The following is a 16,177-nucleotide window of genomic DNA, read 5'->3' as shown; positions in this document are numbered from 1 at the left end:
GGAGGGTGACTGCGCGGTTGCCCGTGCGAAGGCGCATTGATGTCGCATTGCCTACAGGTTCGACATGCCTGAATGTTAGGCGATGGGCGTCCGTCGCCCGCCACGAGGGAAATTCATGCTTCCGTCCGGTGCCCGCACCCTGCTCGATCATCCCGAATGGGAAGCCCGGATGTGGCAGAGCTGCAGCCCGATGACCGTGGCGCCCGGCGACCGCGCCGGCTTCCGCGCCAGCCTCAATCTCTGGGATCTCGGCACGCTCGGCCTGCGCCTGTTCAAGGCGCCGCGCTACGTCGCAGTCCAGACCCCGCACGAGATCTACCGCGCGCACCGCCAGCGGCTGGTGCTGACCATCCCGCTCGACACCCGCTGCAGCTTTTCGCAGTTCGGCCGCACCGTGCAGCTGGAAGCCGGCCAGGCGGCCTTTCACCTGACCACCAGCCCGCTCGAATATGTCCAGGTTGAGGAGGGTGCCGTAGTCATCCTGCAGGTGCCGTCGAGCCGCATCGGGCTCTATGCCTCCTGCCTGGAGGACATCTGCGCCGTGCGCATCGAGGCGAGCGACCGCATCCTGGCCACCGTGCTCGGCAGCGCCCGCGCCATTCCCGATATCCACGCGATCCCTTCGGCCCGGGCCAAGGATGCCTTCGCCGAAGGCGTCGTCGCCAGCCTCGGCGCCCTGGCGGCGCTGCTGTCGGAAGCGCAGGAAAACCAGAGTTCGGTGATCAAGCGCCGCCGCCTCAACGCGGTCAAATCCTTCATCGACGCGCAGCTTGCCGATAGCGGCCTCAATCCCGACCGCATCGCCAGCGCCAACGGCATTTCGGTGCGCTACCTGCACCACCTGTTCCAGGGCGACGGCCAGTCCGTCACCGAATGGATCCGCGAGCGCCGGCTCGACCAGAGCCGCAAGGGACTGGAGAGCGCCGATCTCCGCGCGCTGACCGTCAACGAGATCGGCCTGCGTTCGGGCTTCAACAACGACGCGCATTTCCGCCGCGCCTTCAAGTCGCGCTACGGCGTCGCGCCGCGCGACTACCGCCGCCAGCAATGGCCTGAAATCGAGGATGTGCGCGCGTGACGGGACATTTTGGGCAGGCCCTGCCGCAGCCGGTGACGATGGTGTTCCTCGGCCGGTTCGAGCCCGAGAGCTTTGCCGAGTTCGTGCGCCATCGCGCCGCCCGCCTGTCGCTCGGCCTGCGCCTCGGCGCGGTCGGCGGCGAGCGGGTCGAGGTTGCGGTCCAAGGCGCTGCCGATCTCGTCGACATGTTCGAGATGGCCTGCAGCCTCGGGCCGATCGATTGCCTGGTGCTCGACATCCATCGCCATGCGGAGCGGCAATGACCGCTCCGGAATATCCAGAAAACAGGGGAACGGCAGTCATGAGGTTTGCAGCCGGCTGGTACGCGCTAGCGCTGGGCGACGGCTTGGAGCCGGGCACGTCGGCGGGAACGCAATTGTTCGACAAGGAGCTGGTGGTCTGGCGCGATGCCTCGGGCGCCAGCCATGTCTGGGAGGATCGCTGCCCGCATCGCGGCATGCGGCTTTCCTTCGGCTTCGTGCGCGGCAATCACATCGCCTGCCTCTATCACGGCTGGCAATATGACGAGGCCGGCCAATGCCGCCACATCCCGGCCCATCCGACCCTCGAGGTGCCGGAGACGATCAAGGTGCCGGCCTATGCCTCGGTCGAGGCCGCCGGCATGATCTGGGTACGGTGGGACGGGGAGGCCGGGCAGCCGCCGGAAGACATCGCCGTCGTGCCCGTACGCAGCCTCTATCTCGACCGCGCGCCGGAGACGGTCGCGCAGCTGCTGGAGGCGGGCCTGGCCGGAGCGTTCGAAAGCCTCTCGCCCGGCACTTTCGCGACGACGCTGGAGGGTGCCGATCTGTTCCTGGCGCTGCAGCCCTATGGCGCCGAACGCACGGCCCTGCATATCGCCCGCACCGGCGGAGACCTGCCGCTGAAGGATATCGCCGTCTGGGCCGAGGAACTCCGCGCCAGCCTCGAAGCGTTGCCGACAAGCGGCCTCGCGCCGGCGACCCAGCAGGCGGGAGTCGCAGCATGAGCCTCGTCCTGCACGATTACGAGCTGGATTCCGACAGCTACAAGGTGCGGCTGCTGCTTTCGGCGCTGGGCGTCGAATACAGCAAGGTGGCGGTCAATGTTCACCCCGGCCATGAGCAGCGCTCGCCCGCCCATCTGCGCCTGAACCCGCTCGGCAACCTGCCGATCCTCGTCGATGGCGAGACAACCTTGCGCGATTCCGGCGCGATCCTCTGCTATCTCGCCCGCCTGCATGACAAGGAAGGCCAGTGGCTGCCGGCCGATCCCGTGCGCTTCGGCGAGGTGATGATGTGGCTGTTCTTTGCGAGCGCCGATCTGGCGCCCGCCACGCTGGCGCGGCTGCACCACATGCTGGAGGTCCCGGCCGATGCGGCAGCCGTCGGCGCCGCCTCGCGCCGCGCCTTCCGCATCATGGACGACCACATGACGAAGCGGGAGCTCGAAGGTTTCTCCTGGTTTGTCGGCGAGCAGGCGACGCTGGCCGACATTGCACTTTTCCCGGCGATCGCGCTGTCGCGTGACTTTGGCATCGATCACGACGAATATCCCGCTCTCCGGCGCTGGATGCGGCGGGTTCGGACGATTCCGGGTTTCATCACCATGCCGGGAATCCCCGACTATCATTGACGAAATCCGTTTTCGTCACCTCTCCCTCGGGGAGAGTCGACTATGCGTTCTCGGCAGATTCTGCCGCCATCGATCGAGGTTGAAATGACCAGGCTCACCCGCTTTTCCGTCGCGCCACTGGCCACCCAGACAAGGCGTCTTGCCGACGTCGCCTCCGGCCGCGCCGCGCCGGATCTCGTCATCCGGGGCGCCCGCGTGCTCTCGACCTATTCGGAGCGCATCCTGCCCGAGCGCGAGGTCTGGATTTCCGGCGGGCGCATCGCCGCCGTAAAACCTTCCGGCACGCACAAGGGCGGCGCCAAGGCGATCTACGACGCCCGGGGCGGCATCATCGCGCCCGGCCTGGTCGACCCGCACATCCACATCGAATCGTCGATGGTCACGGCCTGCGCCTATGCCGAGGCCGCGTTGCTGAACGGCACGACCACGATCTTCTGCGACAGCCACGAGATCGGCAACGTCATGGACGTCGCCGGCGTCGAAGCCATGCTGGAAGATGCGCGCGTCGCGCCGCTGTCGATCTTCCTGACCGTGCCCTCGACCGTGCCCGCGACCTCGCCGGAGCTGGAGACAGCTGGCGGCGACCTGACGCCGGACAAGATCGCGGCGCTGTTCGACAAGTGGCCGGAGGCCGTCGCGCTCGGCGAGAAGATGGATTTCGTGCCTGTCGCCATGGGCGACGAGCGCAGCCATGCGATCATCGCGGCGGCGCTTTCGCGCGGGCGTCCGGTGTCGGGCCACGTCTATGGCCGCGAATTCGTCGCCGCCTATGCCGCCAGCGGCGTCACCGACACGCATGAGGCGATCGATCGCGAGATCGCCGACGACATGCTGGAAGCCGGCATCTGGCTGTTCCTGCGCGGCGGCCCGCCGACGACGCCGTGGCACTCGCTGCCGCAGGCGATCAAGACGATCACCGAACTGGGCGCCTCGCACAAGCGCGTCGCCGTCTGCACCGACGACCGCGACGCCGACGATTTGATGCAGTTCGGGCTCGATTGGGTGGTGCGCGAAGCCCTCAAGGCCGGCATGTCGCCGGAGCAGGCCTGGTCGATGGGTTCGCTGCATGGCGCGACCCGCTTCGGCCAGGATGGCGAGATCGGCGGCATGGGCGGCGGACGCCGCGCGGATCTGGTGCTGATGAGCGACGATCTCGATCCGCAATCGACCTGGTATGGCGGCGAACTGGTCGTGGACGGCGCCAAGATCACGCCGCTGCTCGATGCCGCGCTTTCCGATCGCTATCAGTATCCGAAGGCGGCCTATCAGACGGTCAAGCTGCCCGCCGGCCTGAAGCTGACCCCGGACCTGCCGGCGGGTCCCGGCACGCTGCACGCGATCCGCACGGAACTTCCCGGCATCACGCTTGGCCATGATCGGATCGAGATCGAGGCGGCGAATGATTGGGAGACCCTGTTCGAGCGGCACGGCCTCTGCTTCGTCACCGTCGTCGAGCGGCACGGCAAGTCGGCCGGCAATGTCGCCTATGGAGTACTGTCAAACTTCACGCTAGAGCGCGGCGCGGTCGCCTCGTCTGTCGGCCATGACAGCCACAACATCATCATCGCCGGCACCAACGAGCCGGACATGAAGCTGGCGCTCGAAACGGTCGCCGCGACCCAGGGCGGCGTCTGCGTCGTGGCGGATGGCAAGGTGCTGGCCAAGATCGACCTGCCGATCGCGGGCCTGCTCTCCGACAAGCGCGTCACGGAAGTGGCCGAGGAGACGAAGGCGCTGAAGATCGAGTGGGAGAAGGCGGGTTGCTCGATCCCCTATATGGGCTTCAACCTGATCCCGCTCTCCGTCATTCCGGAAATCCGCATCACCGACAAGGGTCTGGTGCTGGTGCCGGAAATGGAAATCCAGGCCATGTTCGAACCGGCCTGAGGCGAAAACAAAATACCCCGGCATCGTGGGATGCCGGGGTATTTTGTTCGCCGGGCAGAAGCCCGAACTATGCGCCGAGTGCCGTGAGGCTCTCGCGACTAGCCGATATTGCAATCCGAGCCGATGCATTCAGCCGCAATTCGGTCGAGCTTTTCACGCTTGGTCAGAACCGGCGTTTCATAGGTGCGTTTGGTCATTCATAGTCCCCCTGTCGCATTGAATGATGCAAATTGATGGCGGCAGCAGGCTGTCCCTCAATGGGAACAAGCGGCGTACCGCGCGCGAATTATTGCGGGCCGCAGGGACCCGAAACCGGGCAAGGGGCTGCCGTGATGCGGTCCAGCTTCTCGCGCTTGGTCAGAACCGGCGTCTCATAGGTGCGCTTGGTCATTCTGTCGTCCTTGGTGATGTGTCGTAGATTTGAGTGAATTGCGATCGCCGCCCGTCTCCCCTGCCGAGAAGCGAGGGCGATGAATCCTCAGACCTGGCAGTTCGAAACTGGGCAATCCGCCGCGATGCGGTCGAGCTTTTCGCGCTTGATCAGAACCGGAGTCTCGTAGCTACGCTTGGTCATGTAGGCCCCCTTGGTAATAATGACGGCTGAATATTTCTCGATTTCCCCGATGTCACGCAAGCATTTAGTTGGCGCAGCAAAGGTCATGAAATATCATTTCAGCCGTGGCGTTGCCGTAATGTAACGCTGCCGTTCCGGCGGGCCGCGAAAGTGCAAAAAACCGGCTTGGCCGACCGGGTTTCCTGGTCGAACTGGAAGGCAGTTGGCGGGACAGGCCGCTAGCGGCGCACGTCGCCCGCCTCAACTTACTTGCAGTCCGAGCCGACGCAGCCAGCCGCGATTCGGTCGAGCTTTCGCGCTTGACCAGTGCCGGAGTCTCGTAGGTACGCTTGGCCAGCGTGCCCCCTTATGGCGTTGAACAAAGCCCGAGACGCATCTTCCTTTTGGCGATTCCTGGCAATCGGATTCCTTAGGGAATGCACGGTTCAGGCGCCGCTCCTCAGCGAGTTCGGGGCGATGTGACGGAACGGCAACAGGAGAGGTCAGCGACCGCGATCCCTGAGGGCTCGCGCCCCGGCTAAAGCGCCGAGGCGACCAGTTCGCGGGCTTGGCGATCGGCGTCCTGCAGCGCGAGGAAAACGCGATATTTCGCGTCGTGGATACCCGCCGTCGTGCCGCCCGCCGGGCGATAGACGGAGCCCAGCCGGGACATCTCGTCGATGGCCGCGACCGTGCCTTCAAAGGCGCCGGCTGCGAACGCGCCCAGGATGGCGGCGCCGAGCAGCACGGGCTCGGCCGATTCCGGCACGGCGATGGCGAGCCCGGTCGCGTCGGCCATGACCTGGCGGACCAGCGGGCTCTGTCCGGCGCCGCCGGAGACCACGATGGTGTCGAGTTCCGCGCCCTGCTTCGCGAGCGCGTCGACGATCTGCCGCGCGCCATAGCCGAGGCCGCAAATGCCGGCGAGATAGAGTCGCGCCAGGCTGTCGAGATCCTCGTCCATGTCCAGCCCGGCGATCACCGCGCGGGCTTCGGGATCGGCGTTGGGCGAGCGGTTGCCGAGGAATTCCGGCACGACCTGGATGGTCGCGGCCAGACGGGCGATCGCTTCCGGCGTCGATGCCAGTTCGGCGACGCGTGTTTCCAGGAAGCCGAGCAGCGATTTGCCAGCGGCCTTGGCGCTGGCGACTGCCTGCGGATAGGCCGGGTGCAGCTTGACCAGATGGTCGATCGCGGCGCCCGCTGCCGATTGGCCGCCCTCGTTCAGCCAAAGGCCGGGCAGCATGGCGGAGAAATAAGGACCCCAGACCCCGGGCACGAAGCGCGGCTCAACGGTGGTCGTCATGGCGCAGGCCGAGGTGCCGAAGATGTAGGCCATCTGGCGTTTGGCGTCGGTGGGCTGGTTCGACGTATCGCGCGCGCCGACCGAGCCGACGCCGCCGGCATGCGCGTCGATCATCGCCGCGCCGACCGGCGTGCCGGGCTGGAGCCCGAGTTCTTCCGCGGCGCGTGCCGTCAGGCCGTTGCCCAGCGGCGTGCCGGGATCGACGACCTCCGTGCCGATGCGGGCGAAGTCCTCGTCGGCGAGCTGGCTGAGGCCGATCTGCCGGAAATAGCTCTCGTCCCAGCGCTTCTCATGCGCGAGGTAGGTCCATTTGCAGGTGACGGTGCAGACGGAGCGGGCGAGACTGCCGGTGGCGCGATAGGTCAGCCAGTCGGAGAGATCGAAGAAGTGCTTGGCTGCCGCGAAGCTGTCGGGCTTGTTCTCCGACAGCCACAGCAGCTTCGGCGTTTCCATCTCCGGCGAGATGACGCCGCCGACATAGGCGAGCACCGGATGGTGGGTCGCGTTGATGCGGCGGGTCTGGTCGGTGGCGCGGTGGTCCATCCAGACGATGATGTTGCGATCGGGATCGCCGGAGTGGCTGACGGTGACGGGCTGGTCGTCGGCGCCGATCAGCACCAGCGAGCAGGTGGCGTCGACGCCGATGCCGGCGACCTGGTCGGCGGGAATGGCGGCGGTCGCCATCGCTTCGCGCACCGAGGCGACAATCGCCTGCCAGATGTTTTCCGACGACTGCTCGACGACGTCGCCCGGCTCGTGCCAGAGCGTGATCTCGCGCTTGGCCGAGGCCTTCAGCACGCCGGTCGCGTCGAAGATGCCGGCGCGGGCGCTGCCCGTGCCGACATCGATGCCGATGAAATAGCTCATGCAAACGTCCCTGTTCGCGTCTCAGCCGGCGGCATCCGCTCCATAGCCGGGCCGCAGCAGCACCTTGATTGAATCCAGTCCATAAGCCTTTTCGATGGCGACGTCCCAGTCCTTCAGGCCGTAATGGTGGGTGACGATGCCCTTGGAGGTGACGAGGCCGCGCTGCAGCAGGTCGATGGCGACGGGATAGCAATAGGGCGCCAGATGCGCGCCGCGAATGTCGAGTTCCTTGCGGTCGCCGATGATCGACCAGTCGGCCGTGGTCTCGGCGCCGAACACCGAGAACTCGACGAAGCGGCCGAGCTTGCGGATGATCTCCAGCCCTTGCGTGACGCCGGCCGGCACGCCCGTCGTCTCGATATAGACGTCGCAGCCATAGCCTTCGGTCAGGCCGCGCACGATCTCGATCGGATCCTCTTCGCGCGGGTTGATCACCACGTCGGCGCCAAACGATTTGGCCAGCGCCAGGCGCTCCGGGACCAGGTCGATGACAACAAGCTTCTTCGGCGTCTTCAGATGCGCGATCTGCGTCATGAACAGGCCGAGCGGGCCAGCGCCGGCGATGACCACGACATCATCCAGCTGGATGTCGCCGCGATTGACGGTGTGGATGGCGCAGGCGAGCGGCTCGATGATCGCGGCGTCCTCGAGCGAGATCTCCTCCGGGATCTTGTGGACGCGGGCGGTCTCGGGGATGCGCATATATTCGCACATGCCGCCATCGGCGACCTGCTTCTGGAAGCCGAAGATGTTGTGGACTTCGCACATCCAGTAGCTGCCTGAGCGGCAGTAGCGGCACTTGTCGCAGGGCACGATCTGCTCGGCGATGACGCGGTCGCCGACGGCGACGCCAAAGTGCTCGGCCGCTTCCTCGCCGATCTGGTCGACCCGGCCGAAGAATTCATGGCCCGGGATCACCGGCGGCTTCACATAGGGATTCTGCCCGCCCCAGAACATGTTGGCGCCGGACCAGCACTTGCAGTCGCTGGCGCAGATACCGCAGGCGTCGATCTTCAGCACCAGCTCGCGCCGCTTGGGCTCGGGCCTGCCCACCGCCTCGACGCGATAGTCCTTCGGTCCATGGCAGACGATCGCCGTCATGGTGCGCGATTGAAACATGGGAGGCCTCCCCAGGCATGTGGCCCTTTTGGCGGGCGCATCGGTTGGATGGATCAGGGCCGCGAGAATAGGATCTGCACGCCCGCCGCGCCAATGCCGAAACGCACGCCGACTGATACGGATTTGACAGGCGGGCGAGGGAGGCGAGGGGATGGGGAGGTCGTTGCGGCCGATCTCCCCAAGGCTCGCCGTCATCCCCGGCTTGACCGGGGATCACCGGGGATCCATGCAGCCGAAGCGCGAGCCGTGCGAGACTCCCCTACAACTCGGCTGAATGGGTCCCGGGTCTCCGCTACGCTGCGCCCGGGATGACGGCGAGCGCGGGGAAAGGCGAGAGGCGAAGAGGCCGGGGCGCAGCGACGCCCAAACCCTCACACCTCCGGGATATTTTCCTTGAAGATCGCCTGCAGGCGGGTCGCCGGGCCGGTCGGGTTTTCCTCGCCGCGGGCGGCGCGGGCGAGGCGGTCGACGGCTTCGCGCGCTTCGACGCGCGGGTTCTGGTCGATTGCGGCGTCCATCGTGCCGGAGATGAGGAAGCGGCGCGTGTGCTCGGTCAGTTCGTGGCCGATGAAGACGACGGATTTTTCGCGCCCCGCCTCCTGCAGCGCGCGCGAAATGCCGCGATTGCCGGCGCCGATATTGTAGATGCCGGCAAGATCGGGATAGCGGGCCAGCAGCGCCACCGCCTCGCTATAGGCGCGCTCGGTATCGTCGCGGATCTCGCGCAATTCGACGATCGAGAGCCCCGGATATTCCTCGCGCAGCATGTGGCGAAAGCCCATCTCGCGCTCTTCATGGCCGCGATAGGAGAGCGAACCGGCGAACAGCGCGACCTTGCCGGTCTCCGCCTTCATGAAGCGGCCGAGCAGATAGCCGGCGAGCCTTCCGGCGGCGCGGTTGTCGATGCCGACATAGCCGACGCGCGGCACGTGGCTGATGTCGGAGATCAGCGTCATGACCGGCACGCCGGAGCCGGCGAGCGAGCGGATCGCCTCGCGCACGACGGGATGGTCCAGCCCGATCAGGCCGACGCCCTGGCTCTTGCCGCGCAGCGCTTCCAGCTTTTCGGCCAGCAGGACCGGCTCGAAGCCTTCGATCGAGTGGATGCGCAGATTGACGTCCGGGCGGACCGCGGCGGTGTCGGCGAAGCGCGCGGCGAGGTTGTTGATGAAGGTGTTGGTGCCGCCGGGCAGCACGATGTCGAGGTCGACGATGCCGCCGGGCAGGCTGGCGAGCGAGGCCGGCAGGACGGGGCGGGCGCCTTCCTCGACATAGCCGAGCTTGCCCGCGACCGTCAGCACGCGGTCGCGGGTGCGATCCTTGACGCCATCGCGATTGTTGAGGACGCGGTCGACCGTCGCGGTCGAAACCCCTGCCTCCCGTGCGATGTCCGCCAGCGTCGTCCGCATTCCGTGTGTCCGAGTCGTTTCAGGGCCGATGACCTCGCAAGGTACGCCGTTTGCCCGGAAGACCGGAAGCGGCGGCAGCATCGCGATGCCAAATGATGTCTTTGATGCAAAATGATGTCAATGAGGTATTTGATGGATTTTGCATGCCGGGCGGGCGTGTGGCCGAAGCATGCGCTAAGCGAACGTTCCATCGCGATTTCACGCGGAATCACGCCATTTCACGGGCGTCTCTGCATCTATTGTCCCGTTCTCCAAGAGACTTGGCCGACTTGTGATGCTGCGACGCATCAAAAATGCCCAGCGAATATGATGCATTGCATCGCCTGTTGACATAGAAACAAATCAATATCAATCATCTCCGCCGATGTGACGGATCAGCGAATGATCCGCTTGTCCTTGGGAGGGGAAATCATGTCCACGCGCGGTTCGTCCGCCGGCTCGTCCGGCTTCACCCGTCGCCGTCTGCTGAAGACGGGCGGCTCGGCCTTTGCGCTCACGGCGGCGATCGGCATCGCGCCGAAGTTCCTGCGGCCGGCTTTCGCGGATACGGCGCTGTCGCCGGGCATGATCGGCGGCCCCACGGGCTTTCCCGGCGCCGAGCGCTACCAGTATGGCGCCGATACGCCGGAAGGCCGCGCCGTCGAGGGCATCAAGGCGCTCAAGGCCGCCGGCAAGGCGCCGAGCAAGATCGTGCTCGGCCTGTCGGATGGCTCGATCGGTCAGCTGACCAAGCCGTTCCCGGAAGGCGCGCCGTCGATCAAGGACCTTTGGGAGAAGGAAACCGGCGTCACGCTGGAGATCGTCGGCCAGCCCAACGGCCAGGAATTCACCAAGGCGATGCAGGACATCTCCACCCAGGGCGGCGCGTTCGACATCTACGCCGTCGAATGGAACCGGCTGGGCGACCTCGCCGAGACCAATGGTCTCGTCAAGATGGACGATTTCGTCGCCCAGTATAAGCCGGAATGGGACAATCCCGAGCGCGGCTATCCCGGCGGCGATGCCGGCGTCAGCCTGTTCAACCGCTATCGCGGCTCCGTCTACGGCGTCTCGCTCGATGGCGACTACCAGTGCTGGGTCTATCGCACCGATCTGTTCGGCGACGCGGCCGAGCAGTCGGCCTTCAAGGACAAGTTCGGCTACGATCTGGCGCCGCCCACCACCTGGAAGCAGCACAGCGACATCGCCTCGCATTTCCACCGCCCGGACAAGGGCCTGTTCGGCTCGACCGATCTGCGCAACCAGGGCTGGGGCTATACCAACTGGTACCAGCGCTTCGTCTCGACCGCCTCGCCGAACCAGTTCCTGTTCGACGATAATGGCGCGCCGCTGATCAACTCGGCCAATGGCATCCTGGCGACGACGGAATATGTCGACAGCCTTGCCCATCATTCGCCGGACGCGATCTCCTTGGGTTGGCCGGAGCAGTATGGCAATTTCGGCAATGGCGGCGCGGCGATGACCTGCGCCTTCTCCAACCTGCCAAAATTCCTCGACAACAAGGCGAATGAGGGCTCGAAGGTCACCGGCAAGATCGGCTCGATGCTGCCGCCCGGCCGCGTCATTGACGACAAGCTGGTCCGTCGCTCGGTGCTCTGGCTCAATCTCTCGGCCTCGATCTCGGCCCAGAGCCAGCATCCCGAAGCCTGCTACCTGCTGCTGCAGTGGCTCGGCTCCAGCCGGATCTATTCCTGGATGACGGCCAATCCGGGCGGCTATTTCGACCCGTTCCAGCTGGCGAACTTCGCCGATCCGCTCGTCCGCGAGACGTACCACGCCTACCACATGGACAATCTGCGCGAGGTCGTCGCCCGCACGGTCCCGACCATCAACTATCCGGGCGCAACCGCCTTCCACAACGCGCTCGACGAAAACCTCGTCGCCGCCTGCACCAAGTCGAAGACGCCGGAACAGGCGATGGCCGACACGGAGCGCGAATGGAAGCGGATTGCTCGCCGTATTGGCGAGGACAAGCTCCTCGACGCCATCCGCAGCAACAAGGCCTCGTGGCCGACGGTGCTCGATCCGGTCGTGACGTAGCCGAAAGAGGCGAAGACCCTCACCCCGACCCTCTCCCGCCAGCGGGAGAGGGGGCGCTGATCACAGGCCTCGAGGTCGATGAAAAGCGCTGGCGAAAAGCCCTCTCCCTCTGGGCGAGGGGTGGGTGAGGGCCTTCGGTCACAGGCTGAGAATTTGGAACCCCTTCACCTCTCCCATGGGGAGAGGTCGACGGCGAAGCCGGCGGGTGAGGGGGTAGGGAATTTTCCGGAGAGGAACTCAACCCCTCACCCGGACCTGCGGTCCGACCTCTTCCCCTGGGAGAGGTGAGGGCAGCAGCCGAGGAAACGAGTAGGCCGATGCGGCGTTCACCCGCCTTTGAAATCTTCCGTTATGCGGCGATCGCGCTTGCGCTCGCGCTGACGCTCTTGCCCATCCTCTGGATGGTGTCGATGGCTTTCAAGCCGATCCCGGAATGGTCGGCGACGGGCGCCGACCTGACCTGGATTCCGCGCGCGCCGACGCTGGATAATTTCCGCTTCGTCTTCGGCCAGAGCACCTCCGACCTGATCGTCGCGCTGGAGCGCACCGCCTGGCGGCCGATCCTGTCGTCGCTGCTCTCGGCCGTGTTCGGCACTGTTATCGCCATGGTCTGCGGCACCGCCGCCGCCTATGGCCTGTCGCGCTTCGGCTCGGGCAAGAACCTGCCACTGGCGCTGATCCAGCTGCGCCTGTTCCCGCCCATGGCGGTGATGATTCCGGTCATGATCATGTGGGCGTTTCTCGGCCTGATCGATACCTGGTGGGGCCTGGCGCTGATCTACGGCATCGTCACGCTGCCCTTCGCCTTCTGGCTGATGAAGACCTTCTTTGATGAAATGCCGCGCGAGATCGAGGAAGCAGCCCTCGTCGAAGGCTGCTCGCGCTTCCGCGTCTTCATGAAGATCACGTTGCCGGTGATGCGCGCGCCGCTCGCCTCCTCGGCGCTGCTCGTCTTCATCCTGAACTGGTCGGACTATCTGATCGCGCTGCTGCTCACGACCAAGAACTGGGTGACGATCCCGGTCTACATGGCCTCGCTCTCGTCCTCGATGACCGGCCAGCTCTATGGCGCCAAGGCAGCGCTGGGCCTGCTTGCGGCGATCCCGCCCGTCATCCTCGGCATCGCCATCCAGAAGCATCTGGTCCGCGGCCTGACCTTCGGAGCGCTGAAGCAATGAGCGCGACCGAAATCCTGCCGGGCGCCGCCGAAGCCGCGCCGCGCACCATCCCGCCGGTGGACCGGGAATCGCGTCGGCTCGGCTTCCGCCTGACCCTGCCGACCCAGCTGCTCGTGCTGTTCATCGCCGGCTTCCCGCTGCTGATGCAGCTCTATATCAGCCTCACCGACTGGTCGCCGCTCGATGGCGTCGGCTGGTGGAAGGCGTGGCAGTCCTGGAACAGCTTCGCCAACTACACCGACCTGCTCGAGGACCGGCGCTGGTGGGGCGCACTCTGGCGCACCTTCATCATCATGCTCGTCTGCGTGCCGGCCGAGTTCCTGCTGGCGCTGGGCCTCGCCACGCTGTTCATGGACGACTTTCCCGGCAAGCGGGTCTTCTATTCGATCCTCTTGATGCCGATGATGGTCGTGCCCGCGGTCGCCGGCTACATGTTCTTCATGCTGTTCCAGTCGGGTGGGCCGTTCAACGGCATCCTCTCGGCGCTGTCCGGCATGGACATCAAGATCGCCTGGCTGTCCGATCCGACGCTGGCGCTGGTTGCCGTGATGATCGCCGACATCTGGCAGTGGACGCCGCTGATGTTCCTGATCCTGCTTGCCGGCCTGGTCGGCGTGCCGGAGGACCAGCTGAAGGCGGCGACCCTGCTCGGCGCCAACTGGCGGCAGCGCTTCTTCACGATCATGCTGCCGCGCATCAAGACGATCATGGTGATCGCGCTGGCGATCCGCGTCATCGAGATCTTCAAGATCTTCGACACGCTCTACATCATGACGGGCGGCGGCCCCGGCGTCGCGACCGAGACGATCTCCGTCTACATCTACAAGGTCACGACCCAGGACCTGATCTGGGGGTATGTCGCGGCCATCGCGCTCGTCATCCTGATCGCCCTTTCCGTCCTCGCCGTCTTCGCCATGAAGCGGATGGAAGCTGCCAAAAACGGGGGACGGGCATGACGACCATCCGTCTGGAAAACCTGGTAAAGTGCTTCGGCGATTTCACCGCGCTGAAGACCATGGATCTCGAGATCCGCGACGGCGAGTTCATGGCGCTGCTGGGCCCGTCCGGCTGCGGCAAGTCGACGACCATGAACATGATCGCCGGCATGGAGGACCCGTCCGGCGGCCGCATCCTGTTCGACGGCCGCGACATGAACGGCGTGCCGATGGGCAAGCGCGGCGTCGGCTTCGTGTTCCAGAACTACGCCATCTTCACCCATATGACGGTTCGCCAGAACCTCGCCTATGGCCCGAAAATGCGCGGCATGAGCCGGGCCGAGATCGACCGGCGGGTGAAGAACATCGCCGATTTCCTGCAATTGACGCCGCTGCTCGACCAGAAGAGCGCCAAGCTCTCGGTCAACATCCTGCAGCGCCTCGCCATCGGCCGCTCGGCCATTGTCGAGCCGGCGATCTTCCTGCTCGACGAGCCGCTGTCGAATGTCGACGCCGCCTTCCGCGCCGTGATGCGGACGGAGCTGAAGCATCTGCAGAAGCAGTTCAGGCAGACCATGGTCTATGTCACCCACGACCAGCTCGAAGCCATGACCATGGCCGACCGGATTGCGGTGATGGACCATGGCGTGCTGCAGCAGGTCGGCACACCGCTCGAGGTCTACAACAACCCGGCCAACATCTTCGTGGCCAAGTTCATCGGCGCGCCCGGCATGAATTTGATCGCCGGCGAACTGGCCGAGACGGATCGCGGCCTTGCCGTTGATCTCGGCCCCTGGGGGGTCTCGCCGCCTCTGCCGGATGAACTCGCCGCGGCGGCGCGTGCTTTCGGCAGCCGGGCCGTGCAATACGGCTTTCGGCCGGAGGAGGCGACGTTTGCTTCCGAGGGGCTGGGGCTTCGGGCCCGTGTCACCTTCGTCGAGCGCATCGGCGCCCGCACGATCGTCCATGTCGAGAGCGGCCAGCCGGTTAAGATCGTGACCGAGAACAATGTCGGCTTTTCGATCGGCGACGTCGTCTCGATCGTTCCGGCGCCGGCAGCGGTCCGCCTGTTTGATGCCGCTTCCACCGCCGCGATCCGGGGAGGCTGAGCATGGCCGAGATCACCTTCGACAACGTCTCGAAGCGCTATGGCGACACGCTGGCGCTCGACCGTGCCTCGTTCACCATTCGCGACAACGAGTTCTTCTGCTTCTTCGGCCCGCCATCCTCCGGCAAGACGACGATTTTGCGCCTGATCCTGGGGCTGGAGACGCCGGACGAGGGCGATATTTTGATCGGTGGCAAGCGCGTCAACGCCGTGTCGCCGGCCGAGCGCAACGTCGCCATGGTATTCCAGAACCTGGCGCTGTTTCCGCACATGACCGCGCGCGAAAACATCCGCTTTCCGCTGGTTGAGCGGAAGGTGCCCGAGGCGCAGATATCTGCCAAGCTCGCCGCCGTCGCCGAGAAGCTCCATATCGGCCACATCCTGCACAAGCCGCCGGCACAACTGTCGGGTGGCGAGCGCCAGCGCGTGGCGATCGCACGCGCCCTGGTCCGCGACCCAGCCGCTTATCTGATGGACGACCCGATCTCGGCGCTCGATGCCCGATTGCGCGAGGAAACCCGCGTCGAGCTGAAGCGCCTGCAGCAGGAGCTCGGCCACACGCTGGTCTATGTCACCCACGACCAGGAAGAGGCGATGTCGGTCGCCGACCGGATGGCGATCCTGGACGCCGGCGTCATCCGCCAGGTCGATACGCCGCGCGCGATCTATGATCGTCCGGCCAGCCGCTATGTCGCCAGCCTCGTCGGCGCGCCGACCATCAATCTGCTCGCTGGAACGGCCGATACGGTTAACGGAAGGCTAACAGCGGCGGAGGGTGTTATCCGCCTTTCGCTCGCCGCCGTGCCGGATCGCACGGCCGCCTTCGGCATCCGCCCCGAGAGCCTGAGGCTCGCGCCCTGGCGCGAAGGCGACGGCGCCGCGGCGACGATCTTCGAGGTCGAGCCGCTCGGCGGCTTCACCGTGGTGACGCTGACCGCCGGGGAGGAGCGCCTGCGGGCGTTGCTGCGTGGCCAGCCGAAATACGCGGTGGACGAGAAGATCACTCTCTCGGTCGATCCGGCCGACATCCACTTTTTCGCCGCGGACGGGACTGCCGTTCCTCGCGTGAACCCCTAAGCAGAC

Annotated in this window: 13 protein-coding genes; 10 read left to right on the top strand and 3 right to left on the bottom strand. The window is 65.7% G+C overall.

Annotation, left to right across the window (positions count from 1 at the left end):
- Positions 1-115: 115 nt before the first annotated feature.
- The 5 genes from ACHMWQ_RS16560 (at position 116) to ACHMWQ_RS16540 (ending at position 4,579) form a co-directional block, all read left to right on the top strand.
- Positions 116-1,078 carry a helix-turn-helix domain-containing protein gene (locus tag ACHMWQ_RS16560; protein WP_396308299.1) on the top strand — a complete coding sequence of 321 codons (963 nt, stop codon included), beginning with the start codon at positions 116-118 and terminating at the stop codon, positions 1,076-1,078.
- Positions 1,075-1,341: a hypothetical protein gene (locus ACHMWQ_RS16555; RefSeq protein ID WP_396308298.1), complete on the top strand. Its 267-nt coding sequence runs from the start codon at positions 1,075-1,077 to the stop codon at positions 1,339-1,341. Before ACHMWQ_RS16560 ends, ACHMWQ_RS16555 begins: the two co-directional genes overlap by 4 nt.
- 38 nt (positions 1,342-1,379) lie before the next feature.
- Positions 1,380-2,066 (top strand): Rieske 2Fe-2S domain-containing protein, encoded by a 687-nt coding sequence (locus tag ACHMWQ_RS16550; protein ID WP_396308297.1) that lies wholly within the window; start codon positions 1,380-1,382, stop codon positions 2,064-2,066.
- Positions 2,063-2,692 (top strand): glutathione S-transferase family protein, encoded by a 630-nt coding sequence (locus ACHMWQ_RS16545; RefSeq protein ID WP_396308296.1) that lies wholly within the window; start codon positions 2,063-2,065, stop codon positions 2,690-2,692. The genes ACHMWQ_RS16550 and ACHMWQ_RS16545 overlap by 4 nt, the downstream gene beginning before the upstream one ends.
- 84 nt (positions 2,693-2,776) lie before the next feature.
- Complete coding sequence (locus ACHMWQ_RS16540; RefSeq protein ID WP_396308295.1) at positions 2,777-4,579, top strand: adenine deaminase; 1,803 nt, start codon at positions 2,777-2,779, stop codon at positions 4,577-4,579.
- A gap of 1,091 nt (positions 4,580-5,670) precedes the next feature.
- Here the strand turns inward: ACHMWQ_RS16540 and ACHMWQ_RS16535 are convergent.
- The 3 genes from ACHMWQ_RS16535 to ACHMWQ_RS16525 form a co-directional block, all read right to left on the bottom strand.
- The gene (locus ACHMWQ_RS16535; RefSeq protein WP_396308294.1) at positions 5,671-7,305 is read right to left on the bottom strand and encodes an FGGY-family carbohydrate kinase; all 1,635 of its coding nucleotides are present in this window, start codon (positions 7,303-7,305) and stop codon (positions 5,671-5,673) included.
- 21 nt (positions 7,306-7,326) lie between these two features.
- A complete protein-coding gene (locus ACHMWQ_RS16530) occupies positions 7,327-8,424 on the bottom strand; it encodes an alcohol dehydrogenase catalytic domain-containing protein (protein ID WP_266332612.1) in 1,098 nt (365 codons plus the stop codon).
- 371 nt (positions 8,425-8,795) lie between these two features.
- A complete protein-coding gene (locus tag ACHMWQ_RS16525; protein WP_396308293.1) occupies positions 8,796-9,833 on the bottom strand; it encodes a LacI family DNA-binding transcriptional regulator in 1,038 nt (345 codons plus the stop codon).
- A 411-nt stretch (positions 9,834-10,244) separates the two neighbouring features.
- Between ACHMWQ_RS16525 and ACHMWQ_RS16520 the strand changes: the two genes are divergently transcribed.
- The 5 genes from ACHMWQ_RS16520 to ACHMWQ_RS16500 all read left to right on the top strand — a co-directional run bounded on the left by ACHMWQ_RS16520 (position 10,245) and on the right by ACHMWQ_RS16500 (position 16,171).
- Positions 10,245-11,873: an extracellular solute-binding protein gene (locus ACHMWQ_RS16520; protein ID WP_396308292.1), complete on the top strand. Its 1,629-nt coding sequence runs from the start codon at positions 10,245-10,247 to the stop codon at positions 11,871-11,873.
- 317 nt (positions 11,874-12,190) lie between these two features.
- Positions 12,191-13,051: a carbohydrate ABC transporter permease gene (locus tag ACHMWQ_RS16515; protein WP_354549502.1), complete on the top strand. Its 861-nt coding sequence runs from the start codon at positions 12,191-12,193 to the stop codon at positions 13,049-13,051.
- The gene (locus ACHMWQ_RS16510; protein ID WP_266332606.1) at positions 13,048-14,007 is read left to right on the top strand and encodes a carbohydrate ABC transporter permease; all 960 of its coding nucleotides are present in this window, start codon (positions 13,048-13,050) and stop codon (positions 14,005-14,007) included. Before ACHMWQ_RS16515 ends, ACHMWQ_RS16510 begins: the two co-directional genes overlap by 4 nt.
- Positions 14,004-15,095: an ABC transporter ATP-binding protein gene (locus ACHMWQ_RS16505; protein ID WP_396308291.1), complete on the top strand. Its 1,092-nt coding sequence runs from the start codon at positions 14,004-14,006 to the stop codon at positions 15,093-15,095. Before ACHMWQ_RS16510 ends, ACHMWQ_RS16505 begins: the two co-directional genes overlap by 4 nt.
- A gap of 2 nt (positions 15,096-15,097) precedes the next feature.
- Entirely contained in the window at positions 15,098-16,171 is a 1,074-nt protein-coding gene (locus tag ACHMWQ_RS16500; protein WP_396308290.1) for an ABC transporter ATP-binding protein, read from the top strand.
- Positions 16,172-16,177: the final 6 nt, after the last annotated feature.

Origin of the sequence: Kaistia sp. UC242_56 (genome assembly GCF_044452255.1) — a bacterium.
GTDB lineage: Bacteria > Pseudomonadota > Alphaproteobacteria > Rhizobiales > Kaistiaceae > Kaistia > Kaistia defluvii_A.
This window is presented reverse-complemented; position numbering and strand designations above follow the sequence as displayed.